Raw genomic sequence first — 26360 nt, 5'->3', positions numbered from 1 at the left:
CAGCCAGCAGACGGCGGCCGGCACGCGCCAGGTCGAGGCGGCCTCGGCCAACCTCACCGAACTCGCCCAGGCGCTCATGGCGCTCGCCGAACGATACAGGCACTGAGGGCGGTCCCGCCTTGGCTCAGGACATCCGCCAGCTGCTGCTCGCCGCCTTCGATATCGAGCACCGGGAGCACGTCGCGGCGATCAGGGCCGCGCTGGGCAGCGCGACCCCGGATTGGAACGACGTCTTCCGCCGCGCCCACAGCCTGAAGGGCGCGTCCCGGGCCGTCGATCTGCCTGCCGTCGAGGCGGTGGCCCACAGGCTGGAGACGCTGTTCGAGGGGGTCCGCACCGGCGTCACGGCCCTCGACCGGGAGGCCGCCAACGCCGTCCACCTCGCCCTCGACCGGGTCGAGGCCTACGTCGCCGGCCTCAAGGACGGGGCCGGACCCGATATGCCGGCGGACGCGCTGGCCGCCCTGGGGCGGGTCCTCGGCCTTCCCGGGGACGCGCCGCAGGCCGCGGCCGCGCCGCCCGCACCCTCTGTACCGCCCGCGCCGGCAGCCCGGGCCCCGGACCCCGTCCAGCCGGCTCCCATCACGGTGGCCCCCGCCGCGGCGGCCCCGAAGCCAGCGGCCGAACCGGCCGATCCCGGAACGGCCTTCCTGCGCGTGCCGACCGAGTCGGTTGAGGCCCTGGCCCGGGCGAGCCACGACCTCGCCAGCACCCTGGCGGGTCAGGCGCCCGCCGCGGACGGCCTCGCCCGCCTCGCCCGCCTGGCCCGGGACCTGCGCACCGGTGCCGAGGCGCTCGCGGCCGGCGCCGATGCGGCGCGGCCCGAATGGCGCGCGTACGCGGCCCGCGTCGGCAGCTTCGCCCGGGAGATCGCGGACCTGTCCCGGCGCCAGACCGATGCGACCCGGGCTCTGGAGGGGGCCGCATCCCGGGTCCGCGCGGCGGCCGAGCGCCTCGCCCTGGTCCCCGCCGAGACGGTCCTCGCCCCCCTCGCCCGGTCGCTCCGCGAGACCGCCCGGGAACAGGGGCGCGAGGTCGATATCGGCCTGCGCGGCCTCGACCTCCCGGTCGAGCGCGGTACGCTGCAGGTGCTGAAGGATCCGCTGCTCCACGCCCTTCGCAATGCCCTGAGCCACGGCTGGCAGCCGCCGGAGGTGCGCCGCGCCGCCGGCAAGCCCGACGTCCTGGGCCTCGGCCTGGACATCGCCGTGCGCGGCTCCCGCCTCCAGGTCACGGTGTCGGACGACGGGCCGGGCCCGGATCTGGCCCGGATCGAGGCCGCCGCGCGGGACCGCGGCCTCCTCGCTCCGGCGGCGTCGGCCGATCCCGAGACCCTGCTGCGCCTCGTCTTCGAGCCGGGCTTCTCCACCGCGGAGGCGGTCGATACCCTGTCGGGGCGGGGCTACGGCCTCTCGGTGGCGGCGGATGCCGCCCGCCAACTCATGGGCAGCGTGCGCCTCGAGCCGCGCGCACCGGCCGGAACCGCGCTGATCTTCAGCCTGCCCCTGTCGGCGGCCCGGCGCAGCCTGCTGCTGGTCGAGGCGGCCGGGCGCAGCTACGCCCTCCCCGGCGGCACGGTCGAGCGCCTGCTGCGCCTCCGGCGGGACGCGCTGCCGGTCGCGATGGGCCGCATGATCCTGCGCCTCGGCGAGGGCGACGCGGCGACGAGCCATCCGGTGAGCGAGCTCGCCCAGATCCTCGGCGAGAGCCCCGCGCCGGCCGATCCCGGCACGCTGATCGCCGTGGTGCTCCGCGCGGGCGGCGGCCGCGTTGTGCTCGCTGTCGACCGCCTGCACGACGTGCGCCAGCTCCTCGTCCTGCCGGCGCCCGATTTCGGCGCCGATCCCGAGCTCATCGCCGGTACGGCGGTGCTGCCCGGCGACGTCCCGGTGCTCGTCCTCGATCCCGAGGGCCTCGCCGCCCGCGCACCCGCGACGTCGATCGGAACGATGGCGCAGGCTCCACGTTCGACGACTCTCGCGTCGTCGCGCACCTCCGCCCGCGCGACGATCCTGGTCGTCGACGATTCGATCACCACCCGAACCTTGGAGAAGGGCATCTTGGAAGCCGCCGGCTACCGCGTGGTCGTCTGCGTCGACGGTCAGGACGCCCTCGACCGGCTGCGCGCCGAGATCGAGCCCGTCGACCTCGTCCTCGCCGATGTGGAGATGCCGCGCCTCGACGGGTTCGGCCTGCTCCAGGCGCTGCGGGCCGACGAGCGGTTCGCCCGCCTGCCGACCATCCTGATGACCTCCCGGGGCGACGCCACCGACGTCGCCCGCGGCCTGGACTTCGGCGCCGACGCGTACCTGACCAAGCAGACCTTCGATCAGCGGCACCTGCTCGACACGATCGGGCAGCTCCTATGACCCCGGTCCGGGTCATGCTGGTGGAGGACAGCCTGGTGGTGCGCGAGCTGCTGCGCCACATCGTCTCCCGCGATCCCCGGCTCGAGATCGTGGCCGCGGTCGCCTCCGGCGAGGAGGCGCTCGACAAGCTCCGGACGGTGCGGCCGGACGTGATCTCGATGGACATCCGCCTGCCCGGCATCGACGGGCTGGAGACCACCCGCCGGATCATGGCCGAGCATCCGACCCCGATCGTCGTGATCGCGGATTCCGTCGAGGATTCCTCCCTGCGCATCTCCATGAACGCGCTCCGCGCCGGCGCGCTCTCGGTGGTGGAGAAGCCGGTGGCGACCACCCATGCCGGCTACGAGGCGGTGGCCGGGGAGATCTGCACGCAGCTGCGGATCATGGCGCAGGTCCCGGTGATCCGCCGCCGTCCGATCGGCACCGAGTGGGCGGGCCGCGGCGCCATCCTTCCCCAGGCCTCCCCGTCCGAGCTGCCCGGTCTGGCCCCGAGCCTCCTCGGGATCGGCGCCTCCACGGGCGGTCCCCCCGCCCTCGCCCGGGTGATCGGAGCCCTGCCGAGCGATTTCCCGTTGCCGGTGCTGGTGGTGCAGCACATGGGCGCCGCCTTCATGGACGGGTTCGCGAGCTGGCTCGACAGCGTCGTGACCCTGCCGGTCGGTCTGGCCCGCGACGGCGAGCGGGCCGAGCCCGGCCGCGTCTACGTGGCGCCCGGCGACCGGCACCTGGAGGTCGGGTCGAGCCGGGTCCTGCGGGTGATCGACTCCGCGCCGGTCTCGGGGCAGCGCCCGGCCGCCACCGTGCTGTTCCGCTCCATGGCCCGCCAGTCGGGCGCCTCCGGCATCGGCGTGCTGCTCACCGGCATGGGCGAGGACGGTGCCCTCGGGCTCGCCGACATGCACAAGGCCGGCGCCCAGACGGTGGCGGAGCACGAGAGCACGGCGGTGGTCTACGGCATGCCGGCCGCGGCGGTGCGGCTCGGAGCCGCCCGCTCCGTCCTGCCCCTGGACCGGATCGCCGACCACGTCCTGCGCCTCGTCGACCCGGGAGCGCGGCCGTGACCGTGGGCCAGGCCGGCACCCTCGAGGGGCCTGCCCGGATCCTGCTGGTCGAGGATTCGGAGACGCAGGCCCTGGAACTGCGCCTCCTCCTGGAGTCGCACGGCTTCTCGGTGGAGCGGTGCGCCTCGGCCGAGACGGCCCTCGATCACCTCAACCGCAGCCAGCCCGACCTCGTGGTCGCGGATTACCATCTTCCGGGCATGAACGGCGACGAGCTCATCCGGCAGATGCGCCTGTCCCTGCGCACCCGGGCCTTGCCCGTCCTGATGCTGACCGGCGGCAGCGGCGGCGAGCGCCAGGGGCTCGAGAGCGGCGCCGACGCCTATCTGCCGAAATCCGCCGATCGCGACCTGATGATCCTGCGCATCCGCGCCCTGCTGCGCGAGCGCCGCCCGGCCAGCGACGGCGAGGGCCCGGGCGCGGCCGCCTTCCGGCGCGGACGGATCCTGGTCGTCGACGGTAGCGCCACCTACCGGACCTTCCTGGCCGGCCTGATGAGCCAGGACGGGCATCACGTGGCGGCCGCCGACGGTCCGAAGGCGGCCCTGGCCGCCCTGGATGCGGCCGACGGCGGCGCGGCCTTCGACTGCGTCACGGTCGATCTCCTCGGCCACGCCTATGACGGATTGGCCCTGTGCCGGGTGATCAGCCAGCGACGGTCCGGGCAGGCGGCGGGTGCGGGCTTCCACCTCGTGGGCATCGCCGGGAGCGACCCGGCCAAGGATTTCATGGTGGAGGCCTACGCGGCCGGGGCCGACGACGTGGTCTCGAAGGCCGACGCGGAGGTCCTGGCACTCCGGGTGCGCGGCTTCGTGCGCCGCCGGCTCCTAGAGGAGGATGACCGGCGCATCGCCGGACAATTCGGCGAGCGCGAGCGGGCGGTGGAGCGGGCGCGCGGCGAAGCCGAGGCGGCCGAGGCCCGGGCACGCCTCGCCGACGCTCTGGAGCGGGCCAACCGCGACCTCGCCGACGCCAACCGACAGCTCACCGACGCGCAGTCCAAGCTCGTTCAGGCCGCCAAGATGGCCTCGCTCGGCGAGCTGGTGGCCGGCATCGCCCACGAGATCAACAATCCTCTGGCCTTCATCCTGGCCCACCAGAGCACGGTGGAGCGCCTGCTCGGCGAGTTGCCGGGTGCGGCCCCCGACGCGGCCGGCCGCGCCGTGGAGAAGGCCCGGCAGCGGGTCGGTTCGATGCGGATGGGGCTCACCCGGATCCAGGACCTCGTGCTGAACCTGCGCAAGTTCTCGCGCCTCGACGAGGGCGAGCGCGCCCTCGTCAACGTCCCGGAGGCGATCGACACGGTCCTGGCCCTGATCCAGCATAAGCTCGGGGACCGGATTGCCGTCGAGCGCAGCTTCGCGGGCCGGACCGAGATCCACTGCACGCCGGCGCTCCTCAACCAAGTGGTGATGAACATCCTGGGCAACGCCGCCGACGCCATGCCGGAGGGCGGTACAATCCGCATCGCGACCCAGTCGAGCCCCGATCTCGACGAGATCCGGATCAGCGATACCGGTCCCGGTATTCCGGATACGCTGCGTGAGAAGATCTTCGAGCCATTCTTCACAACGAAGCCGGTGGGATCGGGAACGGGACTTGGACTTGCGATTGCCTATAGCGTCGTTCAGGCGCATAGCGGCTCGCTTACCGTGGAGACGGCGCCGGGAGGAGGAGCCTGCTTCGTGATCGGGATTCCGCGGCAGGCGGCCAGCGCATGAGTGACGGTACGGCAGGTGTAGGGACGATCCTGGCCGTCGACGACGAGCCGGACATCCTGATCGCCCTGGAGGATCTGTTCGAGGATTCCTACCGGGTGCTGACGACCTCGCGCCCCGCCGAGGCGCTGGAGATCCTGCGCGCCGAGCCCGACATCGCCGTGATCCTCTCCGATCAGCGCATGCCGGGCCTTACCGGCGACGCCTTGCTCGCGGAGGCGCGCAGCTTCCACGACGCCCAGGCGATCTTGCTCACGGGCTACGCCGACATCACGGCGGTGATCGCCGCCCTCAACCGCGGCGGCATCGTCGGCTACGTGACCAAGCCCTGGGACGCGGGCCTGCTGCGCTCCACCGTCCGGCAGGCCTTCGAGCGCCACCGCCTCGGCCGCGACCTCGCCACCGAGCGGGCCCTGCTGCGCGGCCTCCTCGACCACGCCCAGGACGCGATCAGCTTCAAGGATGCGGCCGGCCGCTTCGTGCGGCTGAACGCCCGCAAGGCGGATCTCCTGGGCCGGGACATCGCCGCCTGCCTCGGGCGTCGCGAGGACGAACTCATCGGCGCCAAGGCCCGCTCCGTGGCCGAGGCGGATACGGCGGCGATCCGGTCCGGCGGGGTGGCCGAGAGCCTCATCAGCGACGGCCCGACGGGTGCCGAGCAGTGGAGCCACGTCACGCGGGTGCCGATCCGCGAGGCGGGCGGTGCGATCAGCCACCTCGCGGTGATCGAGCGCGACGTGACCGAGCAGCGGACCCTGGAGGCGCGCCTGCGCCAGTCCGACAAGATGCAGGCGCTGGGCACCCTGGCGGGCGGCATCGCGCACGACTTCAACAACCTGCTGACCGCGATTCTCGGAAGCCTGGAACTCGCCGCTCCGAAGGTCGCCGATCAGCCGCGGGTGCAGCGCCTGATCGAGAACGCCCGCGGCGCGGCGGAGCGCGGCGCCTCCCTGACGAAGCGCCTCCTCAGCTTCAGCCGCGCCCACGATCTGCAGGCGCGCGCCGTCGACGTGAACAGCCTGATCACCGGGATGAGCGACCTGTTCGGGCGCAGCCTCGGCGGCCTCGTGACCGTCCGGACCGACCTGGAGGACGGCGTTCCGGCGGTTCAGGTCGATCCGGACCAGCTCGAACTCGCCGTGCTCAACCTCTGCATCAACGCCCGGGACGCCATGCCAGACGGGGGTTCCATCACGGTGGCGACCCGGCGGCTCACCATCAGCGGCGATCCCGAGATCGCCGACGGCGCCTATCTCGGCATCAGCGTCACCGACGAGGGCACGGGCATCCCGCAGGAGATCCTGCGCCGGGTCTGCGAGCCGTTCTTCACGACCAAGGCCGTAGGCCAGGGCACCGGCCTCGGGCTGGCCATGGTGTTCGGTCTCGCCCAGCAGTCGAAGGGCCGGCTGGCGATCGACAGCGCGGTCGGCCGGGGAACCCGCGTGGAACTCGCCTTGCCCTTCGCCGCCACGGCCCCCGCGCACGCCGCCGAGGCCCCCGGCGCCGCGCCCATCGCCGGACGGCGCGCCCGCATCCTCATCGTCGACGACGATCCGCAGGTGCGGCACGTGACTGCCTCGTTCCTCACCGGGTTCGGCCACAGCACCACGGAAGCCAGCGATGGCGAGGCGGCGCTCGCGCAGCTGCAGCGCGACCGCTACGACATCGTCGTGGCCGACTTGGCCATGCCCGGCATGAGCGGCATCGAACTCGCCGCCGAGATCCGCGACCGGCATCCGCATGTGCCGGTCCTTATCCTCACCGGTCACGCCGAGGCGATGCAGATCCCCGCGGACCTGCCGGTGCTCCCGAAGCCGTTCCGCTCGGCCGATCTGGCGGCCCGCGTCGCCACCCTCCTGGACGATGCCGCCGGGCAGGCCGGCTGAAGCGGCTGCGGGAACCGGCGGGTTGCCGGCTCATTGTCCCTCCGTGGGTGCCCGCGGGCTCCCGGGTTACGAAGAGGAGGTGGACCATGAGCAATCACGGCATCTTCCCGCGCCGTCGGCGCGACAACGAGCCGGACCAGGACGGTCCACCGGACGAGTTTCGGCAGGGATAGGGGTTTCGGAGAGCGGCGCGGTCGATTTCCCGGTCCGTCCGATGCGGACCGCCAGGGCGAGCTCCCGCGACCTTCCAAGACGTGGACCCTGCTCCAGACCCGTCGGCGCAAGCCGGCGGGTTTTTTCGTGCGGTCCCGGCACCGCGACCGGAGCGAGGCGACGTCCGTTGGGGACAGGCGGAAGAACTTGGGCCTCATCGGACTGCGTCGCAGCGCCGGCGAAAGCGGGGGCACCGGAAATGCGAGAAGCCGCCCCGGGGACCGGAACGGCTTCTCGATGGACCGCAGCGTTGCGACGCCCGATCGGGTTCAGGCGGCCTCGGCGACCTGGCTCGGACCGGAATCCTTGCCGCGGGCCTCGACGTCGCGGTCCACGAACTCGATCACGGCGAGCGGGGCGTTGTCACCCTGGCGGAAGCCCGCCTTCATGATGCGGCAGTAGCCACCGGGACGGCCCTTGTAGCGCGGGCCGAGCACCGTGAAGAGCTTCTTGACCATGTCGGCGTCGCGCAGCTGCGCCATGGCGAGACGGCGGGTGTGCACGCTGTCGATGCGGCCGAGCGTGATCAGCTTCTCGACGACCGGACGCAGATCCTTGGCCTTCGGCAGGGTGGTGACGATCTGCTCGTGCTTGAGCAGCGCGGCGGACATGTTGGCGAACATCGCCTTGCGATGCTCGGCGGTGCGGTTGAAGCGGCGGCCGCGATAACCGTGACGCATGGTGCTGGCTTCCTTCTCGTCTCGGCCGCCGTGCCACGGTACGGCCGGGCGCCCCAACAGCGGGGCTTTTCATTCCGCATGACCCCGCGGCGGGATTTCCGAGGGACTTCGCGAGGCTTCGCCGAAGTCCGAGGTCCGGATCGCCCGGACGGGCGGCGCCTCGCGGCGCCGCCAAGCTCAGCCCGGGGCCTTCGCGCCTCAGTAGTGCTCCTCGAAGCGCTTGGCGAGGTCCTCGATGTTCTCCGGCGGCCAGCCGGGGATGTCCATGCCGAGGTGCAGGCCCATGCCGGCGAGCACTTCCTTGATCTCGTTGAGCGACTTGCGGCCGAAGTTCGGGGTCCGCAGCATCTCGCCCTCGGACTTCTGGATCAGGTCGCCGATGTAGACGATGTTGTCGTTCTTCAGGCAGTTCGCCGAACGGACCGACAGCTCCAGCTCGTCGACCTTCTTGAGCAGCGCCGGGTTGAAGGGCAGCTGCGGCGCGAGCGGAGCGGCTTCTTCCTTCCGCGGATCCTCGAAGTTCACGAAGACCTGCAGCTGGTCCTGGATGATGCGCGCCGCGTAGGCGAGCGCATCCTCCGGCGAGACCGCGCCGTTGGTCTCGACCGTCATGGTCAGCTTGTCCTTGTCGAGATCCTGGCCCTCGCGGGTGGTCTCGACGCGGTAGCTGACCTTGGTCACGGGCGAGAACAGCGAGTCCACCGGGATCAGGCCGATCGGGGCGTCCTCGGGGCGGTTGCGCTCGGCCGGGACGTAACCCTTGCCGGTGGCGACCGTGAACTCCATGCGGATCTCGGCGCCGTCGTCCAGCGTGCAGATCACGAGGTCGGGGTTCAGGATCTGGATGTCGCCGACCGTGCCGATGTCGCCGGCGGTGACGAGGCCCGGGCCGGTCTTGCGCAGGGTCATGCGCTTCGGCGCATCCGTCTGCGAGCGGATCGCGATGGTCTTGATGTTGAGGACGATGTCGGTGACGTCCTCGCGCACGCCCGGGATCGACGAGAACTCGTGCAGCACGCCGTCGATCTGCACCGAGGTCACGGCCGCACCCTGGAGGGACGACAGCAGCACCCGGCGCAGGGCGTTGCCCAGCGTGGTGCCGAAGCCGCGCTCCAGCGGCTCGGCGACGACCGTGGCGACCCGCTTCGGGTCGTCGCCGGTCGTGACCTGCAGCTTGTTCGGCTTGATCAGTTCCTGCCAATTCTTCTGAATGACCACGATCCTACCTCTCGTCCTTGCCCGGGATCCGCGACGACCGTCCCCGCGCTTCGGCCGTCCGGCGCAGCCCCCTGGCGCCCCGAACGGTCCCTGAATCCGTATCCGTCGTTACTCGCCGCCGACCCACAGAACCGGCACGAAGCTGTAGCCCGCCCCGTCCCGATCCACGGTGCCGAGGGCCGGGAATTCGAGATGGCCGCCGGCGATGAGCGTACGCTCGCTTGCCACCTCGTCCAGGATCCGCTTGCGCGTCTCCCGCGCCTGATCGCCGTCGACGTCAAAGCCGACGCCGGCCTCAGGGTTCTTGAACTGGATCGCCGGGAGGTGCACCACGTCGGTCCACATCAGGAGCGACTGTCCACCGGAGACGATCCGGAAACCGCAATGGCCCGGCGTGTGGCCGGGCAGGTGGACCGCCGTGATCCCCGGGAGAACCTCGCCGCCCCGGTGCTCACGCACCCGACCGGCATAGGGTGCCAGGGCCTTCCGGGCGCCCTCGAAATACGGCTTCGCCTCAGCGGGCGCCGCGGCCATCGCCGCATCCGGCAGCCAATGCGCCGCCTCGTCCGCATGCACCACGATCTCGGCATTCGGGTAGCGCGCCGCTCCGTCCTTCACGAGACCGCCGACATGATCGGGGTGCAGGTGGCTGACGAGCACCGTGCCGATGTCCTCCGGCTCGACGCCCGTGAGCGCCAGCGCCGCATTGGCCCGACCCAGCGTCTCGGCCGGGGCGAGGTCGCCGTAGCCCGTATCGATCAGCGTCGGCTTGAGGCCGGGGCCCGTGATCAGGAAGGCGTTCAGCGTGATCTTGGGCTGCTCGGTGCGGAAGCCCGCCACCTGCAACCGCCCGGCCTCCTCCTTGGAGATGCCCGTGACGAGATCGAGGCTGGCCTGGAACCAGCCGTCGTTGAGCGCGGTGACCGTGAGATCGCCGAGGTTCCAACGCAGCACGCCCGGAAGCGGCTTCGATCCCGTCATGAGCTTCTCCGTCAAAGGGCTTCGGGGTCTCGACTCAGACGCGGCGGCGCTTGCGCGGGCGGCATCCGTTGTGCGGGATCGAGGTCACGTCGCGGATCGACGTCACCGTGAAGCCGGCCGCCTGGAGGGCGCGCAGAGCGGATTCGCGACCCGAACCGGGACCCGACACCTCGACCTCGAGGGTGCGCATGCCGTGCTCCGACGCCTTGCGGGCGGCATCCTCGGCCGCGACCTGCGCGGCGTACGGGGTCGACTTGCGCGAGCCCTTGAAGCCCATGGCGCCCGCCGAGGACCACGAGATGGTGTTGCCCTGCGCGTCCGTGATGGTGATCATCGTGTTGTTGAACGAGGCGTTCACGTGGGCGACGCCCGACACGATGTTCTTGCGTTCACGACGACGGACGCGTTGCGGTTCCTTGGCCATCTGTTCTCACTCTTCCTTCAGACACGCCCGTAATGCCAGGCGCTCGGGATTCTGTTTGGGGTTTGGCCGCCGCGCCCGTGCAGAGCCGGCGATCCTGGGCCGGCGCCGATGTGGGGCACTCGGCACGACGGGACGGAGGCCGGGCGAAGCGCGGCCTCAGGTCTTGAAGGGATTACTTCTTCTTGCCGGCGATCGGCTTCGCCTTGCCCTTGCGGGTGCGGGCGTTGGTGTGGGTGCGCTGGCCACGGACCGGCAGCTGCTTGCGGTGACGCAGGCCGCGATAGGCGCCGAGGTCCATCAGGCGCTTGATGTTCATGGAGACGTCGCGGCGCAGGTCGCCCTCGACGAGGTAGTCGCGGTCGATCGTCTCGCGGATCTGCAGAACCTCGGCGTCGGTCAGCTGGTTGACCCGACGCTCGGCGGGGATGTTCACCTTCTGGGTGATCTCCTCGGCCTTCTTGGCGCCGATGCCGTGGATGTACTGGAGCGCGATGACGACGCGCTTGTTGGTCGGGATGTTGACGCCTGCGATACGGGCCACGAACACTCTCCATGTATGACCCGGGCGATCCGGGTCGGACGCGCGCGTCCGGTGGAGGCCGGCCCCTGCGCGCATGAAACGACGACGCGGCCCGCGGGCAGCCCTTGACGGGGCACCTCGGACCATCGTGCGGTTGGACGAAGGAGGGCCTGCTAGCGCGTAGGCGGGCCGATGTCAACGACGCGTCGCCGGATTGACGTGCTGCCCTGCGTCGCGTCCGAGGGTGTTCAGGGGTATCGAGGAGCTTGAATGTCTCTGTTGACCAGCGACGGCGCCACCCTGCGGGCTTTCGCCGATTCGGTGCTGCGTGCCGCCGAGGAGACCCTCGACGAGGTCGTCCCCGTGACCCTGGCTGTGGTCGGCGGCGTGCTTGCCGAGGCCGAGCCCGGATCCGTCGCGCTTCAGCACGTGCCCGACGGGCCGGGCCTGCTCTGGGCCACCTTCGCGGGGCGCCGGATGGTGTTTCGCTACAACGTCCTCACCGCCATGATCGAGTTGCGGGAGGACACCGGCGACGGTTACCCGCTCCGCCTCTTCGGTCATCGATCCCTGGCGATGGACGTCGTGAATTTCTTCGGCACCCTGCGCCGCGATGGGCGGCTCTGAGGCGGCGTTCGCGCCTCAGCGGAAGCCCTGGTTCCGCAACCGGCAGTAGCCGCCCATATCCTGGTGACCGGCCGGGCAGCGTCGGACGCAGGCCCCGGCCGCGAACTTGAGCGGCGGCCGGCAGGCGTGCCGGAACTGCCTCTGACCGTACACGAAGGATTGGGCCGGGCTCTGGGCGAATGCCGGCGATCCCGGCAATGCGAGCGCCAGGGTGAGGATGACGGTCGTGGCGATGCGGCGCAGGGTCATGGGGTTTCCGATCGAAGCTGCGCCCCTCAACCGATCGACGCCGCCAAGGGTTCGCGGCCGACCAGCGCGATTGCCGCCTGAGGCCGCCGTCATCGCCATCAACGCCGCAGCCTTGACTGCCCTGGCCGCGCGGCCTTCGTGACGCTCGCGGCGACGATGCGGGCATCCTCGGCCGATCGCGCCCGCTGACCCCGGCCGATCGGGAGCGGGCCGACACCGCGACGGGTGTTCAGGAGGTCACGCGCTCTTCGTGCGGCGTCAGCACGGCCATCAGGTCGTCCGTCACCTTGTCGATCGGCTGCATGCCATCGATGGTTTTCAGCATGCCTTTCCCCGCATAGTAGGCGGAGAGCGGTGCCGTCTGCGCGCGGTAGGCTTCCAGGCGCTGCTTGAACACCTCCGGCGTGTCGTCCTTCCGCACGGCCTGGCCGCGGGCCAGGGTCTCGGCGGCGCGCTTCTCGATGCGGCCGACCAGGGCGTTCTCGTCGACTTTCAGCTCGATGACCGTGGCGAGGCTCAGGCCCTTGCCGGCCAGCATCTCGCTCAGCGCCTCGGCCTGCGCAACGGTGCGGGGGAACCCGTCGAGGATGAATCCCCGACGCGCATCCGGCTCCTCGATCCGGTCGGCCACGATGCCGACGACGATCCGGTCGGAGACCAGGCCACCCGATTCCATCACGGCCTTGGCCTCGAGGCCCACCGGCGTGCCCGCCGCCACGGCCGCGCGCAGCATGTCACCCGTGGAGAGCTGCGGGATGCCGAAGCGCTGTACGATCCGCTCGGATTGCGTCCCCTTCCCCGCCCCGGGGGGACCGAGCAGAATGATGCGCATGGCGTTGTCCTCGTCGGGCCCACTCCCTGTGGGCACAAGCCGCGGTGGCGAGCCTCCCTGGCATCGCCGGATTCGGGGGTTTTCTAGCCGGTACCGGGTGCGGAGGCACCCGGACCTTTGGACCAGAGACGGGAGGAATCCTGGTGCCCGGCCGCCTCTGTAGCAGTCTCAGCGCCGGCGTTGCGTGGTCGAGGCGCCACGCAGCTTGGCCTTCTTCACGAGGCCCTCGTACTGGTGCGCCATCAGGTGGCCGTGGATCTGCGCCACCGTGTCCATCGTGACCGAGACCACGATGAGCAGCGACGTGCCGCCGAAACCGAGGCTCGCCGCCGCGTAGGACGACAGGATCTCCGGGCACAGGCACACGAGCGTCAGGTACAGGGCGCCGATCACCGTGATGCGGGTCAGCACCTTGTCGATGAAGGACGCCGTGCGCTCACCCGGACGGATGCCCGGGATGAAGCCGCCGTGCTTCTTCAGGTTGTCGGCGGTCTCCTGCGGATTGAAGACCACCGCCGTGTAGAAGAAGGTGAAGAAAATGATCAGGGCCGCATAGAGGACCATGAACAGCGGCGTACCGTGGCCGAGATAGGCCGTGACCGTGCCGAGCCAGCCGGTGGCCCCGCCATTCGCCGAGAAGCTCGCCGCCGTGGCCGGCAGGAGCAGCAGCGACGAGGCGAAGATCGGCGGGATCACGCCTGAGGTGTTGAGCTTGAGCGGCAGGAACGAGGTCTGGCCCTCGTACATGCGGTTACCGACCTGGCGCTTCGGGTAGTTGATCAGGAGCCGGCGCTGGGCGCGCTCCATGAACACGATGAAGTAGACGAGAGCCACCGCGGCGACGCCCACGCCCAAGATGATCGCCGGCGACAGGGCGCCGGTCCGGCCGAGTTCGAGCGCGCCCGCGATCGCAACCGGCAGGTGGGCGACGATGCCGGCGAAAATGATCAGCGACGAGCCGTTGCCGATACCCCGCGAGGTGATCTGCTCGCCGAGCCACATCAGAAACAGGGTGCCGCCCGTGAGCGTGATCACCGTCGAGGCCAGGAAGAACGGGCCCGGATCGATGGCGGCCGACGAGCCCTGCAGGCCGATGGCGATGCCCCAGGACTGCACCAGGGCCAGCACCACCGTCAGGTAGCGGGTGTACTGGTTGATCACCTTCCGACCGGATTCGCCCTCTTTCTTCAGGGCCTCCAGGCTCGGGATCACGGAGGTCAGCAACTGCACGATGATCGAGGCCGAGATGTACGGCATGATGTTCAAGGCGAAGATCGCCATGCGCTCGACGGCACCGCCGGAGAACATGTTGAACAGGCCGAGCACGCCGCCCGACTGCTGCTGGAAGTTCCGGGCGAACTGCTCCGGATCGATGCCGGGGATCGGGATGTACGTGCCCAGCCGGAACACCACGAGGGCGCCGAGCGTGAACCAGATGCGCTTCTTCAGCTCATCGGCCTTGGCGATCGCACCGAAATTGAGGTTGGCGGCAAGCTGCTCGGCGGCTGAGGCCATAAGCGTCGCGTCCTGGAAGTGTCGCCGGACGCGCGGCGCCCGGATGAAATGAAAACGGCGGCCCGCGAGGTCGCAGGGCCGCCGCTCGAAGGATCGGCTTAAAGGGTGCGCGGGGCCCGTGCAACGGGTCCCGCGGTTGCCCCCGTCGCGTCCGTCAGGCCGTGGCCGCCTCGCTGCCGCCGCGGGTGGAAGCACCCTGGGCATAGACGGTGCTGACCGAACCGCCGGCCTTCTCAACCGCCTCGACGGCGGACTTGGAGGCGCGGGTAACCTCGAAGCTGAGCTTCGCTGTCAGCTCGCCGACGCCGAGCAGCTTCACGCCGTCGCGGGGACGGGCGATGATGCCGGCAGCCACCAGGGTTTCGACCGTCACGGTCGCGGCCTTGTCGAGCTTGCCCGCGTCCACGGCTTCCTGGATCCGGCCGAGGTTCACCTCGTTCAGGTCCTGCGCGTAGAGATTGTTGAAGCCGCGCTTCGGCAGGCGACGATGGAGCGGCATCTGGCCACCCTCGAAGCCCTTGATGGACACGCCGGTCCGGGCCTTCTGACCCTTCACGCCGCGACCCGCGGTCTTGCCCTTGCCGGAGCCGATGCCCCGGCCGACACGCATCCGGTTCTTGGTAGCGCCGGGATTGTCGCTGATCTCGTTGAGCTTCATCGGGACCTCCTCACGCCACGTCGCCGTGGACGCGCACGAGGTGCGCAACCTTGCGGATCATGCCGCGCACGGAGGGGGTATCCTCCAACTCGGACACGCGGTGGAGCTTGTTGAGCTTCAGGCCGATCAGCGTCTGGCGCTGGCTGGCCTCACGGCGGATCGGCGAGCCGATCTGCTCGATGCGGAGCGTCTTCTGTGCCATCGGACCCTCCCTTACGCGACCGCAGCTTCGGACTGGTCGGCCGGATCGGCATCGCGACGGCGCGACTGGAGCGTCGACACCTTGATGCCGCGGCGGGCCGCCACGGAGCGCGGGCTGTCCTCGTTCTTGAGCGCCTCGAAGGTGGCGCGCACGAGGTTGTAGGGGTTCGAGGAACCGAGAGACTTGGCGACGACGTCCTGCATGCCGAGCGTCTCGAACACGGCGCGCATCGGGCCGCCCGCGATGATGCCGGTGCCCTGCGGGGCCGCGCGGAGGATCACCTTGCCGGCGCCGTGGCGACCGTTGACGTCGTGATGCAGTGTCCGGCCTTCGCGGAGCGAGACCCGGATCAGACCGCGCTTGGCGGCCTCGGTCGCCTTGCGGATCGCCTCCGGCACCTCACGGGCCTTGCCGTGGCCGAAGCCGACGCGGCCCTTCTGGTCGCCGACGACGACGAGGGCCGCGAAGCCGAAGCGACGGCCGCCCTTCACCACCTTGGCGACGCGGTTGATGTGGACGAGCTTGTCCACGAACTCGCTGTCGCGCTCCTCGCGATCATCGCGGCGGCCGCGGCCCCCGCCTTCACGTTCACGTGCCATGTCTTTACCTGTTCATCTCACTGGCGCAGGCGGCGGGCCTGCTCGCTCGATTGCTTCGAATGCCGGACATGCACCGCATGTCCGGCCCGCCGTCGTTCGACGATCCCGATCTGGTTCGCCGGCGGCGGATGCGCCGGCGGCGAGGTTCCAGGATCAGAACTCCAGGCCGCCTTCGCGGGCGGCCTCGGCCACAGCCGCGACGCGACCGTGATAGATGTAGCCGGAGCGGTCGAAGATCACCTTCGTGACGCCCGCGGCCTTGGCGCGCTCGGCCACCAGTTTGCCCACCGCCTTTGCGGCGGCGACATCGGCGCCGGTCTTGAGTTCACCCTTGAGTGCCTTGTCGATCGACGACGCGGCGGCCAGCGTCTTGCCGGCGGCGTCATCGATGACCTGCACGTAGATCTGCTTCGACGAGCGGAACACCGAGAGCCGCGGACGGCCGTTGGCGGCCGCCCGCAGCGCGCGACGGACGCGCGCCTTGCGGCGATCGAGGGCTTCGAGCTTGCGAGACATGATGCCCTCCTTACTTCTTCTTGCCTTCCTTGCGGAAGATGAACTCGCCCGCGTACTTCACGCCCTTGCCCTTGTAGGGCTCGGGTCCGCGGTAATCGCGGATCTCAGCGGCGACCTGACCGACCTGCTGGCGGTTGATCCCCGTGATCGTGATCTCGGTGGGCTTCGGGGTCGCGATCGTGATCCCGGTGGGGATCGCGTACTCGATGTCGTGGCTGTAGCCGAGCGACAGCTTGAGGGCCTTGCCGGCCATCGCGGCGCGATAACCGACGCCGGTGATCTCGAGCTTCTTCTCGAAGCCCTTCGACACGCCCTCGACGATGTTGGCGATCTGCGCCCGCGACGTGCCCCACAGGGAGCGCGCCGGCTTGGACTGGTTCACGGGCTGGACCTCGATGGCCCCGTCCTTCATCGCCACATTGACGAGCGAGGGGACGACGAACGACAGCTCGCCCTTCGAACCCTTCATCTTCACCGTCTGACCGGTGACGGTGGCGGTAACGCCGGCCGGTACAGGGACCGGCTTCTTGCCTACGCGAGACATGGGATAACCTCCTTATGTCCCGATCAGAACACGGTGCAGAGCACTTCACCGCCGACGTTGCGCTCGCGCGCCTCGTGGTCGGCCATGACGCCCTGCGGGGTGGAGACGATGGTGACGCCGAGGCCGTCGGCGACGTGCGGCAGCTCGCCGACCGACGAGTAGACCCGGCGGCCCGGCTTCGAGACGCGCTTAATCTCACGGATCACCGGGCGCCCGTCGTAGTACTTGAGCTCGATGGCGAACTCGGTGCGGCCGTTGCCGAGGTCGGTCGCCGCGTAGTCGCGGATATAGCCCTCGGACTTCAGCACGTCGAGGACGCTGGCGCGCAGGCGCGAGCCGGGCGTCTGGACGACGTTGCGACGGCGCAGCTGGCCGTTACGGATGCGGGTGAGCATGTCGCCCACGGGATCGTTGACCATGGGGACCTCCTTACCAGCTCGACTTGACCAGGCCGGGGATCAGGCCCCGGTTGCCAAGCTCGCGCAGCGCCACGCGCGAGATGCCCATCTTGCGGTAGTAGGCGCGCGGGCGGCCGGTCATGCCGCAGCGGTTGCGGATGCGGGTCGCCGACGAGTTGCGCGGCAGTTCCGCGAGCTTGAGACGCGCCTCGAAGCGCTCCTCCATCTCGAGGCCATCGTTGTTGGCGATCTCGAGGAGCGCCTTCCGCTTGGCCGCGAAGCGCTTCACCAGCGCCTTGCGGGCCTCGTTCTTCTCGACTGAGCTTTTCTTCGACATGTGGTCTATCTCCGGTGTCCGCGTCTGAAGCCCGAGGGCTTCACTGCCGGAACGGGAACTGGAAGGCGGCGAGGAGAGCCTTGGCCTCGGCATCGGTCTTGGCGGTGGTCGCCACGACGATGTCCATGCCCCAGGTCTGCTCGGCCTTGTCGTAGGAGATCTCGGGGAACACGAGGTGCTCCTTGAGACCCAGGGCGTAGTTGCCGCGGCCGTCGAACGAGCGCGGGTTCAGGCCGCGGAAGTCACGCACACGCGGCAGCGCGATCGTGATCAGGCGGTCCATGAACTCGTACATGCGCTGCTTGCGCAGGGTCACCTTGCAGCCGATCGGCATGCCCTCACGGACCTTGAAGGTCGCGATGGCCTTGCGGGCCTTGGTGATGACCGGCTTCTGGCCGGCGATGAGGGCGAGATCGCCCGCGGCCACCGAGGCCTTCTTCGAGTCCGCGGTGGACTCGCCGACGCCCATGTTGATCACGATCTTCGTGATCTGCGGCACTTCCATGGGGTTCTTGTAGCCGAACTCTTCGATCAGCTTCTGGCGAACCACCTCGTCGTAGTGCTTGCGCAGGCGCGGGGTGTAGGCGTTCTTGTCGGCCTCAGCCATCGATCTGATCCCCCGTGGTCTTGGCGAACCGGACCTTGCGCCCGTCTTCGAGGATGCGGAAACCCACGCGGGTCGGCTTGCCATTGGCATCGGCCACCGCGATGTTCGAGAGCTGGATGGCGGCCTCCTTGGAGATGATGCCGCCTTCCTGGTTCTGGGTCTGCTTCTGGTGCTTCTTCACGAGGTTGATGCCGCGCACGAAGGCCCGGCCTTCCTTCGGCAGAACCTGGATCACCTCGCCCGAGCGACCGGAGTCGCGGCCGGTGAGCACGACGACCTTGTCGCCCTTCTTGATCTTGGCAGCCATTACAGCACCTCCGGAGCCAGGGAGATGATCTTCATGTGGTTGCGGGCGCGGAGTTCGCGCGGCACCGGTCCGAAGATACGGGTGCCGATCGGCTCCTTCTGATTGTTGATCAGGACCGCGGCGTTCTTGTCGAAGCGGATGACCGAACCGTCGGCACGCTTCACGTCCTTGGCGGTGCGGACGACGACCGCCTTCATGACGTCGCCCTTCTTGACGCGACCGCGCGGGATCGCCTCCTTGACGGAGACGACGATGACGTCGCCCACGCCGGCATACTTGCGCTTCGACCCGCCGAGAACCTTGATGCACATCACACGGCGTGCACCCGAGTTGTCGGCGACGTCCAGATTCGTCTGCATCTGGATCACGTGCGTGACTCCTTGTTTCAGGCGGGTTTCCGCACACGGACGGTATTGCCCGGCGGACGACGCCTGATGGGGACCTGACGTCCCCGGCTCATGTGTTCGACCGCGCTGGCGGTGTCATACGACACCGGCGCGGTCACCGCGTTCACAGGGTGCGAGCACCCATCGAAATTCTCGCGAAGGCCGGGCGGATACTACGGGCGGTCGACGATGGCAAGCGGAACAGCGTGAAATCGTTGGCGCCGCGTGGGTGGTATGACCTGGTTCGGGGGGCCTTCGGGTCGGCGCTGTCCCCGGCCACATCCCCGATACATCATCCCTGATGCTGGGGCCGGACCGCCGTTCGCAGGCTCGGGACGGGGAGCGTGCATCGCGTCACCCGAGCGGGTCCCGGACGATCTGAGCGGAGCGGAACCGGATCGGGGCTCGGTCAGGTCGTCGCTCGGAGACGGTGCGGGATCCGTTACCGCCCCTGTCCCAGGCAGGCCCGAGCGGGCGTCAGCGAGACGGCCCCCTCCTCCAGACGTGCGACGACCGGCACGCCTGGCAGCGCACCGGTCGCCAACTTCCCGTGCGTCGGTGTCAGGCCGGCTGGCCAATCGATTCGAACAGGAAGCCGTCGAGGCTCGGGATCGTCACCGCCGCGCCGCTCGCCGGCTTCGACAGGCGCCAGGGCCGCTCCGCGCGGGCGCGAATGGCCTCGGACGGGCGGAGCCGCCGCATGAGGCCGTCCTCGCCCACCTCTTCGATCGCCAGGAACCCGTAGACCTGGAGCCGGGAGGCCGTGAGCTTCATCCCGCGATCCTCCGCGGCAACGACCATGCTGCCGGTGGCGTAGAGCGCGTCCAACAGGGACCGCTGTTCGCTGCGGCGCCGGTTGCGCGCCTCCCGCTCGCCCGGTGCCTGAGCGGGGACGGCCCGCCGGAACGGAACGACGTTGCTGACCGCGACGCAACCCATACGCAACACCCTTGACGCAAACTTGAGCGGCGTCCCGGCCGCTCGCTGATCGCGACAATTCGACGGAGGCCTTTAATTCTCCGTAGACCCTGATGGCGCTCCCCTGCCCCGATCCGGCACGCCCCGTGCGGCAACCCGGCAGGATTTGCCGCTTCGCCACCGATGCCGGGGATACGCCTCCGACCCGTCCGCCCGCCCACGGACTTGATCGTCTGCCGGTGCCCGGACCGGCGAGGACGGGTCGAAGCGGCCGTGTCAGGCTCCATGGACGGTCACCGAGCGCGTCCGGGCGAGCCGGGAGGCCAGCCCGTCGAGGGATACGCACAGGATGCCGTAGACGGCGCCGACGAACCGGGAGATCTCGGCGGGGTGGATCATGGCGCGGTTGTTCACCTGGGCGGCCACGAAGGCGAGTTCGGGCACCCCGATCACGTAGGCGAGCGACGTGTCCTTGATGAGCGCCGTCCACTGATTGACGAACGAAGGCGCCATCGCCCGTAGCGCCCGCGGCAGGACGATGAACCGCAAGGTCGGCCAGCGGCCGAAGCCGAGCGCCAGGCCGGCTTCCCAATGACCGCGGCCGACGCTCTCGATCCCCGCCGCCACTCCGTAGGACAGGTAGGCACCCGCGACGAGCGACAGGGCCGCCACCAAGGTCCCGATCTCGGGGACCGACAGGCCGAACAGGATCGGCAGCAGGAAGTAGAGCCGGAAGATCAGCAGTACGATCGGGACGGCCCGCAAGAGCCCGACGGCGAGGGCGGCGCAGGTGGCACCGGCGCTCATCGCGAGACCGAGGCCCGGGATCAGACCCAGCACGGCCGAGACAAGACCGGACAAGCCGGAGAGAATCAGCGTCAGGGCAAGCCCGCCGATCGGCCCGTCGGGCCAGGCCCCGACCAGCAGGTAATCGAGATTGTCAGTGATGACCGGCAGGGTCATCGCCGCGAACCGGCCGGGCGGGAGCGGCGCGCCAGGGCTTGTCCCGCCATTTCCACCGCCGCCGCCGCGCCGACATACAGCAGCGTCGCGATTCCGGAGGCTTGGAAAGTCTTGAAGGTCTCCGTCTCGACCTGCCGGGATGCGTAGGATAGCTCCGCCAGACCGCTCGTCATGGTCAGGGACGTGTTCTTGATCGTGTTCAGGTACTGGCCGACGATCGGCAGCCAGGCGAGGCGCAGGGCCTGGGGGAGCACGATGTGGCGGAAGGCATGGACCGGCGTGTGGCCGAGGGCGCGGGCCGCCCCCCGCTGGGCCGCACGGACGCCGTTGATCCCGGCGCAGGCCTCTTCGGCGATGTAGGCGCCAGCGTAGAGCGTGAGCCCACAGAATCCGGCCAGCGTCTCGTAGGCAGGCCAGTGCAGGGCGCCGACGCCCAGGTTCAGGGCATGCGGCGTATTCAGTCAGACGGTGATCGCCCCTGGAAGCAGGGCGGCCGCCGCGAAGTACCAGACGAAGAGCTGCACCAGCAGCGGGGTGTTGCGGACGAGACAGACATAGCCGGCCACGGCGCACCGCCCCACCTCGCCGCCCACGTCGCGCAGGCTGCAGGCCGCGAGGCCCAGCGCCGTGCCCGCAAGGCAGACGGCGACCGACAGGGCCAGGGTCATTCCGAAGCCCTGAAGCAGCCAGGCGAGATAGCGGGGCGCCAGAAGATCGCCGACCAGCTGATCCACTTCCGTCGCTCCGCCTCCGCTAGAGGGGATCGCCGATCCGGAACAGGCGCAGCAGCAGCTACTCGGTCTTCGGCCCGAACCAGCTTTCGTAGATCGCCGCCGCCTTTCCGCTCGCCTCCCGGCCGCGCAGGGTCTCGTTCACGAGTTCCCGCAGTCGTGTTTCTCCCTTCGGAATGCCGATATAGTCGTCGGAGATGCAGAAGGGCGGGATCTCGTAGTTCTCCCGGTCCGGCACCTTCGCCAGCAACCCGATGAGTTTCGGCCCATCCTGCGTGATCGCCTAGACGTTGCCGTTGCGCAGGGCCGACAACGCGAAGGGTGTGTCGTCGAAGGCGACAACGGTTGCCTTCGGGAAGTCGCGGCGCAGCACAATCTCGTTGGTCGTGCCCTTGTCGGCACCGATCCGGAGCTCGTTCAGCTGGTCGGGCGAGGACAGGGTGCCTTTCTTCGCCAGGAACTGCTGACCCGAGGCGAAGTACGGGATGCTGAAATCGAGCTGCCTGGCCCGCTCCTCGGTGATGGTGGAGTTCGCCAGCACCAGATCGACATTGCCGGAGGTGAGCAGCGGGATGCGATTGGCCGGGTTGGTCGGCCGGACCTCCAACTTCACGCCGGGCTTGTCGGCGACGGCCTGCGCGTAGTCGAGATCAAGTCCGGTGATCCGCTTCGCCGCCGGAGAGACGGCGCACGAGTATCTCCATTGTCGTTGGCGAACACGATTCGGCCCAGCCAGCGATGACGAACGATCCTCGATCGTACCGACCAAGTCGAGCGGTCGACCGTCGGAGATGTTCTAGCCCGAATCGTCCGAGCACCAGCAGTGTTCTATGAAGGTGTTGCCGCGATCAACGGACCGGTTTGTCTTTCTTTATCGGATCTGGAGCAAAGAACGCTGGTGTCGCGTGGGAGAACGCGGTGGATCTTTCTGCCGGGGCGAGGCCGTCCCTGTGGCCCCGCTGAGATCCCAGAGGCGGCAGGGCGCCGGAGCCGCAGAGTCAGGTCGGCGCCCTGCACCGTTTCAGCCAAGGACGCCGCGCGCCACGCCCGCGCCGTGATGGCAGGCCACCGCCCGACCGAACCCCGGGGACCTGCAGGGACCCTCGCGGTGCGCGTGACGCGGCTTCCAGATCGCCCGCCTGCGCCAAGTCCGTCGCCACCGGAACCCGCCGCCCAATCCGATAGAACGAGCGCGATTCGCCGGACGGGTTTCGCGATCCTGACCGTATTCCATCCCGCATCGGCGCTCCGACGGGCTGTCCTGATCGGTGCCGCGTCCAGGACCCACCGCGGCGCATAGGACAGCCAATCACGCGCCTTGACCGATCCTTAACCTCCGACGCGGCGCAGTTTTCTGCCGCGACCGCATTGACCTCCGGGGCAACGGCGGCTAGAAGCGCGCCACTTCGGACGGCCATCGGCTGCCGACGGCCCTTGGGCATACCCCCGGACGCTGTCGCAATCGCCCCGAGCGCTCCGAGGGTTCAAATCGCCTGACGCTTGAGTCAGATCCGTAGGTACGAGCGCGTTCGTTTCGGGCGTGCTCCTCTGCCCACACCGCGCCGAGGGTCCGTGACAGGCCCTCCGGCGCATATTCGTTTTGCGGATTGCCCCAGGCAGTCCCGCCTAGGTGACCGAGGAAGAGGGCACAGGATGCCGACGATCAACCAGCTGATCGCCCAGCCGCGGAAGATCCAGCGGAGCCGCAACAAGGTTCCGGCGCTCGACGCTTGCCCGCAGAAGCGCGGCGTCTGCACCCGGGTCTACACGACGACCCCGAAGAAGCCGAATTCGGCGCTCCGCAAGGTCGCCAAGGTCCGCCTCACCAACGGTTTCGAGGTGATCGGCTACATCCCGGGTGAGGGTCACAACCTTCAGGAGCACTCCGTGGTCATGATCCGCGGTGGCCGCGTGAAGGATCTTCCGGGCGTGCGCTACCACATCCTGCGCGGCGTGCTCGACACGCAGGGCGTGAAGAACCGCAAGCAGCGCCGTTCGAAGTACGGCGCCAAGCGTCCGAAGTAAGTCGGCCGCCCGGATTTTTCCCGGGCGCCGGTCCATGTTTCCACGGCCTCGCAAGGATGTCGCCGGCCTCAGGGCTCAGGCGGCCTGCGCGGGGCGCTTAAGATCTTTTCGTTCGAGAGTCTCAGAAGATGTCCCGTCGCCACTCTGCCGAGAAGCGTGAGATCATCCCGGACCCGAAGTACGGGGACGTGGTGCTGACGAAATTCATGAACTCGATCATGTACGAGGGCAAGAAGTCGACCGCCGAGCGGATCGTCTACGGCGCCTTCGACATCGTCGAGAACCGTGCCCGCGCCAATCCGATCGAGGTGTTCCGCGCCGCCCTCGACAACGTCGCCCCGATGATCGAGGTGCGCTCCCGCCGCGTGGGCGGTGCGACCTACCAGGTCCCGGTCGAGGTGCGCACCGAGCGTCGTCAGGCCCTGGCCATCCGCTGGCTGATCCAGGCGGCCCGCTCGCGCAACGACCGGACGATGATCGAGCGTCTCTCTGCCGAGCTGCTCGACGCCGCCAACAACCGCGGCAACGCCGTCAAGAAGCGGGAAGATACGCACCGGATGGCGGAAGCCAACCGCGCCTTCTCGCACTACCGCTGGTAAGCGGTTCCGCCGTCTCTCAGGAGCAATCCGATGCCCCGCACGCACGCGATCGAGGACTACCGCAACTTCGGCATCATGGCCCACATCGATGCCGGCAAGACCACGACGACCGAGCGGATCCTCTACTACACCGGAAAGTCCCACAAGATCGGCGAGGTCCATGAGGGCGCCGCCACGATGGACTGGATGGAGCAGGAGCAGGAGCGTGGCATCACGATCACGTCCGCCGCGACGACCTGCTTCTGGCGCGACAAGCGCCTGAACATCATCGACACCCCCGGCCACGTGGACTTCACCATCGAGGTGGAGCGCTCGCTCCGCGTGCTCGACGGCGCCGTCTGCGTGCTGGACGGCAACCAGGGCGTCGAGCCGCAGACCGAGACGGTGTGGCGTCAGGCTGACAAGTACGACGTGCCGCGCGTCGTGTTCGTCAACAAGATGGACAAGATCGGCGCCGACTTCTTCAAGTGCGTGGCCGACATCATCGACCGCGTCGCCGGCAAGCCGGTCTGCCTGCAGCTGCCGATCGGTGCCGAGTCCAACTTCCAGGGCGTGATCGACCTCATCAAGATGAAGGCGATCGTCTGGTCGGGCGAGGCGCTCGGCGCCAACTTCGACGAGGTCGAGATCCCGGCCGATCTCAAGGATCAGGCCGTCGAGTACCGCACCAAGCTGGTTGAGGCCTGCGTCGAGCTCGACGATGAGGCGATGTCGGCCTACCTCGACGGCACCGAGCCGGACGAGGCGGCAATGCGGGTCCTGGTGCGTAAGGCCGTGCAGCTGCGCGCCTTCCATCCGGTGCTCTGCGGCTCCGCGTTCAAGAACAAGGGCGTCCAGCCCCTCCTCGACGCCGTCGTGGATTACCTGCCCTCCCCGGCCGACCGCGGCGAGATCAAGGGCATCGACTTCAAGACCGAGGAAGAGACCGTCCGTCATCCGACGGATTCGGATCCCTTCTCCATGCTCGCCTTCAAGATCATGGACGATCCCCACGTCGGCACGATCACCTTCTGCCGCGTCTACTCGGGCAAGGTCGATTCCGGCGCCAACGTGCTCAACTCGTCCCGCGACAAGAAAGAGCGTGTCGGCCGCATGCTCCTGATGCACGCCAACAACCGCGAGGACATCAAGGAGGCCTTCGCCGGCGACATCGTCGCCCTGGCCGGCCTCAAGGACACCCGCACGGGCGACACCCTCTGCGATGCGCAGAAGGCCGTGATCCTCGAGAAGATGGAGTTCCCTGAGCCCGTCATCGAGATCGCCGTCGAGCCCAAGTCGAAGGCCGATCAGGAGAAGCTCGGCATCGCGCTCGCGAAGCTCGCCGCCGAGGATCCGTCGTTCCGGGTCTCCACCGACCAGGAATCCGGCCAGACCATCCTGCGCGGGATGGGCGAACTCCACCTCGACATCAAGGTCGACATCCTCCGTCGGACCTACAAGGTCGACGCGAATATCGGCCAGCCGCAGGTCGCCTACCGCGAGAAGCTGACCCGCCGTCAGGAGATCGACTACACCCACAAGAAGCAGACCGGCGGTACCGGCCAGTTCGCCCGCGTTAAGTTCGTCGTCGAGCCCAACGAGCCGGGTGCCGGCTTCCAGTTCGAATCGAAGATCGTCGGCGGCGCGGTGCCGAAGGAGTACATCCCCGGCGTCGAGAAGGGCCTGAACTCGGTGCTGGGCGCGGGCGTCCTCGCCGGCTTCCCGGTGGTCGACGTGAAGGTCGAGCTGATCGACGGCGCCTACCACGACGTGGACTCGTCGGCACTGGCCTTCGAGATCGCGTCCCGGGCGGCGCTCCGGGAGGCTCTGCAAAAGGGCGGCTCGGTCCTGCTCGAGCCGGTGATGAAGGTCGAGGTCGTCTCGCCAGAGGAATACACTGGATCGGTCATCGGCGACCTGAACGCCCGCCGCGGTCAGATCCAGGGCCAGGACATGCGGGGCAACGCCAACGTCATCAACGCGATGGTGCCGCTGGCCAACATGTTCGGCTACGTGAACCAGCTGCGCTCCTTCTCGCAGGGCCGCGCCAACTTCACGATGCAATTCGACCACTACGAAGAGGTGCCGCGCGGCGAGGCCGACAAGGTCATCGCCAAGTACGCCTGAGGCTCGCGCCTCAGCATCTCTTTTTCCGCAACGCGAATTCGAATCTAGGAGGCTCTGATGGGCAAGGAAAAGTTCTCCCGCACCAAGCCGCACTGCAACATCGGCACGATTGGTCACGTTGACCACGGCAAGACGTCGCTGACGGCTGCGATCACGAAGGTGCTTGCG

General features: G+C 69.1%; 33 protein-coding genes. 9 read left to right on the top strand and 24 right to left on the bottom strand.

Annotated elements, in window-relative coordinates; genetic code table 11:
- The first annotated feature begins 119 nt into the window (after nucleotides 1-119).
- From MFF58_RS28645 to MFF58_RS28630, 4 genes are read left to right on the top strand one after another with little or no spacing between them, the layout of a single operon-like run.
- On the top strand, nucleotides 120-2369 hold the full coding sequence (locus MFF58_RS28645; RefSeq protein ID WP_238293252.1) for a hybrid sensor histidine kinase/response regulator: 2250 nt from the start codon (nucleotides 120-122) through the stop codon (nucleotides 2367-2369).
- A complete protein-coding gene (cheB, locus tag MFF58_RS28640; RefSeq protein WP_238293250.1) occupies nucleotides 2366-3433 on the top strand; it encodes a chemotaxis-specific protein-glutamate methyltransferase CheB in 1068 nt (355 codons plus the stop codon). The genes MFF58_RS28645 and cheB overlap by 4 nt, the downstream gene beginning before the upstream one ends.
- On the top strand, nucleotides 3430-5154 hold the full coding sequence (locus MFF58_RS28635; RefSeq protein WP_373323407.1) for a response regulator: 1725 nt from the start codon (nucleotides 3430-3432) through the stop codon (nucleotides 5152-5154). Before cheB ends, MFF58_RS28635 begins: the two co-directional genes overlap by 4 nt.
- Nucleotides 5151-7037: a response regulator gene (locus MFF58_RS28630; RefSeq protein WP_238293248.1), complete on the top strand. Its 1887-nt coding sequence runs from the start codon at nucleotides 5151-5153 to the stop codon at nucleotides 7035-7037. Before MFF58_RS28635 ends, MFF58_RS28630 begins: the two co-directional genes overlap by 4 nt.
- Nucleotides 7038-7519: 482 nt before the next feature.
- Here MFF58_RS28630 and rplQ read toward each other — a convergent pair whose 3' ends face one another.
- The 5 genes from rplQ to rpsM all read right to left on the bottom strand — a co-directional run bounded on the left by rplQ (nucleotide 7520) and on the right by rpsM (nucleotide 11094).
- Entirely contained in the window at nucleotides 7520-7930 is a 411-nt protein-coding gene (rplQ, locus tag MFF58_RS28625) for a 50S ribosomal protein L17 (protein WP_210034116.1), read from the bottom strand.
- Nucleotides 7931-8128: 198 nt separating this feature from the next.
- Nucleotides 8129-9148, bottom strand: coding sequence for a DNA-directed RNA polymerase subunit alpha (locus MFF58_RS28620; RefSeq protein WP_010686165.1), 1020 nt, complete (start codon nucleotides 9146-9148; stop codon nucleotides 8129-8131).
- A gap of 108 nt (nucleotides 9149-9256) precedes the next feature.
- Nucleotides 9257-10129, bottom strand: a complete 873-nt coding sequence (locus MFF58_RS28615) for an MBL fold metallo-hydrolase (RefSeq protein WP_238293246.1) — start codon at nucleotides 10127-10129, stop codon at nucleotides 9257-9259.
- A gap of 34 nt (nucleotides 10130-10163) precedes the next feature.
- Nucleotides 10164-10553 carry a 30S ribosomal protein S11 gene (rpsK, locus tag MFF58_RS28610; RefSeq protein ID WP_007557606.1) on the bottom strand — a complete coding sequence of 130 codons (390 nt, stop codon included), beginning with the start codon at nucleotides 10551-10553 and terminating at the stop codon, nucleotides 10164-10166.
- Nucleotides 10554-10725: 172 nt separating this feature from the next.
- On the bottom strand, nucleotides 10726-11094 hold the full coding sequence (rpsM, locus tag MFF58_RS28605; RefSeq protein ID WP_238293244.1) for a 30S ribosomal protein S13: 369 nt from the start codon (nucleotides 11092-11094) through the stop codon (nucleotides 10726-10728).
- A gap of 249 nt (nucleotides 11095-11343) precedes the next feature.
- On the opposite strand from rpsM, the gene MFF58_RS28600 reads away from it, so the two are divergent.
- Complete coding sequence (locus MFF58_RS28600; protein ID WP_238293242.1) at nucleotides 11344-11700, top strand: hypothetical protein; 357 nt, start codon at nucleotides 11344-11346, stop codon at nucleotides 11698-11700.
- A gap of 15 nt (nucleotides 11701-11715) precedes the next feature.
- Here the strand turns inward: MFF58_RS28600 and MFF58_RS28595 are convergent, their stop codons facing one another.
- The 19 genes from MFF58_RS28595 to MFF58_RS28510 all read right to left on the bottom strand — a co-directional run bounded on the left by MFF58_RS28595 (nucleotide 11716) and on the right by MFF58_RS28510 (nucleotide 22231).
- The gene (locus tag MFF58_RS28595) at nucleotides 11716-11949 is read right to left on the bottom strand and encodes a hypothetical protein (RefSeq protein WP_238293240.1); all 234 of its coding nucleotides are present in this window, start codon (nucleotides 11947-11949) and stop codon (nucleotides 11716-11718) included.
- Nucleotides 11950-12178: 229 nt separating this feature from the next.
- Entirely contained in the window at nucleotides 12179-12781 is a 603-nt protein-coding gene (locus MFF58_RS28590) for an adenylate kinase (RefSeq protein WP_238293238.1), read from the bottom strand.
- A 168-nt stretch (nucleotides 12782-12949) separates the two neighbouring features.
- The gene (gene secY / locus MFF58_RS28585) at nucleotides 12950-14296 is read right to left on the bottom strand and encodes a preprotein translocase subunit SecY (RefSeq protein ID WP_238293236.1); all 1347 of its coding nucleotides are present in this window, start codon (nucleotides 14294-14296) and stop codon (nucleotides 12950-12952) included.
- A gap of 154 nt (nucleotides 14297-14450) precedes the next feature.
- A complete protein-coding gene (gene rplO, locus MFF58_RS28580) occupies nucleotides 14451-14954 on the bottom strand; it encodes a 50S ribosomal protein L15 (protein WP_238293234.1) in 504 nt (167 codons plus the stop codon).
- A gap of 10 nt (nucleotides 14955-14964) precedes the next feature.
- Nucleotides 14965-15156, bottom strand: a complete 192-nt coding sequence (gene rpmD / locus MFF58_RS28575; protein ID WP_238293232.1) for a 50S ribosomal protein L30 — start codon at nucleotides 15154-15156, stop codon at nucleotides 14965-14967.
- A gap of 11 nt (nucleotides 15157-15167) precedes the next feature.
- Complete coding sequence (rpsE, locus tag MFF58_RS28570; protein ID WP_043355033.1) at nucleotides 15168-15755, bottom strand: 30S ribosomal protein S5; 588 nt, start codon at nucleotides 15753-15755, stop codon at nucleotides 15168-15170.
- Between the two features lie 153 nt (nucleotides 15756-15908).
- On the bottom strand, nucleotides 15909-16271 hold the full coding sequence (gene rplR, locus MFF58_RS28565) for a 50S ribosomal protein L18 (RefSeq protein WP_238293230.1): 363 nt from the start codon (nucleotides 16269-16271) through the stop codon (nucleotides 15909-15911).
- Between the two features lie 10 nt (nucleotides 16272-16281).
- A complete protein-coding gene (gene rplF / locus MFF58_RS28560) occupies nucleotides 16282-16815 on the bottom strand; it encodes a 50S ribosomal protein L6 (RefSeq protein WP_238293228.1) in 534 nt (177 codons plus the stop codon).
- A 23-nt stretch (nucleotides 16816-16838) separates the two neighbouring features.
- Nucleotides 16839-17234 (bottom strand): 30S ribosomal protein S8, encoded by a 396-nt coding sequence (gene rpsH / locus MFF58_RS28555; protein ID WP_010686178.1) that lies wholly within the window; start codon nucleotides 17232-17234, stop codon nucleotides 16839-16841.
- 10 nt (nucleotides 17235-17244) lie between these two features.
- Nucleotides 17245-17550 (bottom strand): 30S ribosomal protein S14, encoded by a 306-nt coding sequence (gene rpsN / locus MFF58_RS28550; RefSeq protein WP_091789232.1) that lies wholly within the window; start codon nucleotides 17548-17550, stop codon nucleotides 17245-17247.
- A gap of 40 nt (nucleotides 17551-17590) precedes the next feature.
- Nucleotides 17591-18157, bottom strand: a complete 567-nt coding sequence (rplE, locus tag MFF58_RS28545; RefSeq protein ID WP_238293226.1) for a 50S ribosomal protein L5 — start codon at nucleotides 18155-18157, stop codon at nucleotides 17591-17593.
- The gene (gene rplX, locus MFF58_RS28540; protein ID WP_012319178.1) at nucleotides 18150-18464 is read right to left on the bottom strand and encodes a 50S ribosomal protein L24; all 315 of its coding nucleotides are present in this window, start codon (nucleotides 18462-18464) and stop codon (nucleotides 18150-18152) included. Before rplX ends, rplE begins: the two co-directional genes overlap by 8 nt.
- Nucleotides 18464-18832: a 50S ribosomal protein L14 gene (rplN, locus tag MFF58_RS28535; protein WP_010686182.1), complete on the bottom strand. Its 369-nt coding sequence runs from the start codon at nucleotides 18830-18832 to the stop codon at nucleotides 18464-18466. The genes rplX and rplN overlap by 1 nt, the downstream gene beginning before the upstream one ends.
- 579 nt (nucleotides 18833-19411) lie before the next feature.
- The gene (locus MFF58_RS28530) at nucleotides 19412-19789 is read right to left on the bottom strand and encodes a hypothetical protein (RefSeq protein WP_238293224.1); all 378 of its coding nucleotides are present in this window, start codon (nucleotides 19787-19789) and stop codon (nucleotides 19412-19414) included.
- A 255-nt stretch (nucleotides 19790-20044) separates the two neighbouring features.
- Nucleotides 20045-20731 carry an amino acid ABC transporter permease gene (locus tag MFF58_RS28525; protein WP_238293222.1) on the bottom strand — a complete coding sequence of 229 codons (687 nt, stop codon included), beginning with the start codon at nucleotides 20729-20731 and terminating at the stop codon, nucleotides 20045-20047.
- Entirely contained in the window at nucleotides 20728-21129 is a 402-nt protein-coding gene (locus MFF58_RS28520) for an ABC transporter permease subunit (protein WP_353959853.1), read from the bottom strand. Before MFF58_RS28520 ends, MFF58_RS28525 begins: the two co-directional genes overlap by 4 nt.
- A gap of 63 nt (nucleotides 21130-21192) precedes the next feature.
- Entirely contained in the window at nucleotides 21193-21465 is a 273-nt protein-coding gene (locus MFF58_RS28515) for an ABC transporter permease subunit (RefSeq protein ID WP_238293220.1), read from the bottom strand.
- A 58-nt stretch (nucleotides 21466-21523) separates the two neighbouring features.
- Nucleotides 21524-21712, bottom strand: a complete 189-nt coding sequence (locus MFF58_RS32675; protein WP_373323406.1) for a type 2 periplasmic-binding domain-containing protein — start codon at nucleotides 21710-21712, stop codon at nucleotides 21524-21526.
- 33 nt (nucleotides 21713-21745) lie between these two features.
- Complete coding sequence (locus MFF58_RS28510; protein WP_373323405.1) at nucleotides 21746-22231, bottom strand: transporter substrate-binding domain-containing protein; 486 nt, start codon at nucleotides 22229-22231, stop codon at nucleotides 21746-21748.
- An 884-nt stretch (nucleotides 22232-23115) separates the two neighbouring features.
- Here MFF58_RS28510 and rpsL point away from each other — a divergent pair.
- From rpsL to MFF58_RS28490, 4 genes are all read left to right on the top strand, one after another.
- Nucleotides 23116-23487, top strand: coding sequence for a 30S ribosomal protein S12 (rpsL, locus tag MFF58_RS28505; RefSeq protein ID WP_007557568.1), 372 nt, complete (start codon nucleotides 23116-23118; stop codon nucleotides 23485-23487).
- A gap of 128 nt (nucleotides 23488-23615) precedes the next feature.
- Nucleotides 23616-24086 carry a 30S ribosomal protein S7 gene (rpsG, locus tag MFF58_RS28500; RefSeq protein ID WP_007557567.1) on the top strand — a complete coding sequence of 157 codons (471 nt, stop codon included), beginning with the start codon at nucleotides 23616-23618 and terminating at the stop codon, nucleotides 24084-24086.
- 30 nt (nucleotides 24087-24116) lie between these two features.
- Nucleotides 24117-26192 (top strand): elongation factor G, encoded by a 2076-nt coding sequence (gene fusA, locus MFF58_RS28495; protein ID WP_238293218.1) that lies wholly within the window; start codon nucleotides 24117-24119, stop codon nucleotides 26190-26192.
- Nucleotides 26193-26249: 57 nt separating this feature from the next.
- A partial coding sequence (locus MFF58_RS28490; RefSeq protein WP_238197723.1) for a GTP-binding protein occupies nucleotides 26250-26360 on the top strand: 111 nt, incomplete at its 3' end.

Source organism: Methylobacterium longum (assembly GCF_022179385.1).
Lineage (GTDB): Bacteria > Pseudomonadota > Alphaproteobacteria > Rhizobiales > Beijerinckiaceae > Methylobacterium > Methylobacterium longum.
Note: the sequence above shows the minus strand (reverse complement) of the source record. Positions and strands in the feature narration are given on the sequence as shown.

Excerpts from the sequence above, each read along its gene's own strand:
- cheB (WP_238293250.1), top strand. The coding sequence starts at position 2,366 with ATGACCCCGGTCCGGGTCATGCTGGTGGAGGACAGCCTGGTGGTGCGC.
- MFF58_RS28630 (WP_238293248.1), top strand. The coding sequence starts at position 5,151 with ATGAGTGACGGTACGGCAGGTGTAGGGACGATCCTGGCCGTCGACGAC.
- rplQ (WP_210034116.1), bottom strand. The coding sequence starts at position 7,930 with ATGCGTCACGGTTATCGCGGCCGCCGCTTCAACCGCACCGCCGAGCAT.
- MFF58_RS28615 (WP_238293246.1), bottom strand. The coding sequence starts at position 10,129 with ATGACGGGATCGAAGCCGCTTCCGGGCGTGCTGCGTTGGAACCTCGGC.
- rpsK (WP_007557606.1), bottom strand. The coding sequence starts at position 10,553 with ATGGCCAAGGAACCGCAACGCGTCCGTCGTCGTGAACGCAAGAACATC.
- MFF58_RS28600 (WP_238293242.1), top strand. The coding sequence starts at position 11,344 with ATGTCTCTGTTGACCAGCGACGGCGCCACCCTGCGGGCTTTCGCCGAT.
- MFF58_RS28595 (WP_238293240.1), bottom strand. The coding sequence starts at position 11,949 with ATGACCCTGCGCCGCATCGCCACGACCGTCATCCTCACCCTGGCGCTC.
- MFF58_RS28590 (WP_238293238.1), bottom strand. The coding sequence starts at position 12,781 with ATGCGCATCATTCTGCTCGGTCCCCCCGGGGCGGGGAAGGGGACGCAA.
- secY (WP_238293236.1), bottom strand. The coding sequence starts at position 14,296 with ATGGCCTCAGCCGCCGAGCAGCTTGCCGCCAACCTCAATTTCGGTGCG.
- rplO (WP_238293234.1), bottom strand. The coding sequence starts at position 14,954 with ATGAAGCTCAACGAGATCAGCGACAATCCCGGCGCTACCAAGAACCGG.
- rpmD (WP_238293232.1), bottom strand. The coding sequence starts at position 15,156 with ATGGCACAGAAGACGCTCCGCATCGAGCAGATCGGCTCGCCGATCCGC.
- rpsE (WP_043355033.1), bottom strand. The coding sequence starts at position 15,755 with ATGGCACGTGAACGTGAAGGCGGGGGCCGCGGCCGCCGCGATGATCGC.
- rplR (WP_238293230.1), bottom strand. The coding sequence starts at position 16,271 with ATGTCTCGCAAGCTCGAAGCCCTCGATCGCCGCAAGGCGCGCGTCCGT.
- rplF (WP_238293228.1), bottom strand. The coding sequence starts at position 16,815 with ATGTCTCGCGTAGGCAAGAAGCCGGTCCCTGTACCGGCCGGCGTTACC.
- rpsH (WP_010686178.1), bottom strand. The coding sequence starts at position 17,234 with ATGGTCAACGATCCCGTGGGCGACATGCTCACCCGCATCCGTAACGGC.
- rpsN (WP_091789232.1), bottom strand. The coding sequence starts at position 17,550 with ATGTCGAAGAAAAGCTCAGTCGAGAAGAACGAGGCCCGCAAGGCGCTG.
- rplE (WP_238293226.1), bottom strand. The coding sequence starts at position 18,157 with ATGGCTGAGGCCGACAAGAACGCCTACACCCCGCGCCTGCGCAAGCAC.
- rplX (WP_012319178.1), bottom strand. The coding sequence starts at position 18,464 with ATGGCTGCCAAGATCAAGAAGGGCGACAAGGTCGTCGTGCTCACCGGC.
- MFF58_RS28530 (WP_238293224.1), bottom strand. The coding sequence starts at position 19,789 with ATGGGTTGCGTCGCGGTCAGCAACGTCGTTCCGTTCCGGCGGGCCGTC.
- MFF58_RS28525 (WP_238293222.1), bottom strand. The coding sequence starts at position 20,731 with ATGACCCTGCCGGTCATCACTGACAATCTCGATTACCTGCTGGTCGGG.
- rpsL (WP_007557568.1), top strand. The coding sequence starts at position 23,116 with ATGCCGACGATCAACCAGCTGATCGCCCAGCCGCGGAAGATCCAGCGG.
- rpsG (WP_007557567.1), top strand. The coding sequence starts at position 23,616 with ATGTCCCGTCGCCACTCTGCCGAGAAGCGTGAGATCATCCCGGACCCG.
- fusA (WP_238293218.1), top strand. The coding sequence starts at position 24,117 with ATGCCCCGCACGCACGCGATCGAGGACTACCGCAACTTCGGCATCATG.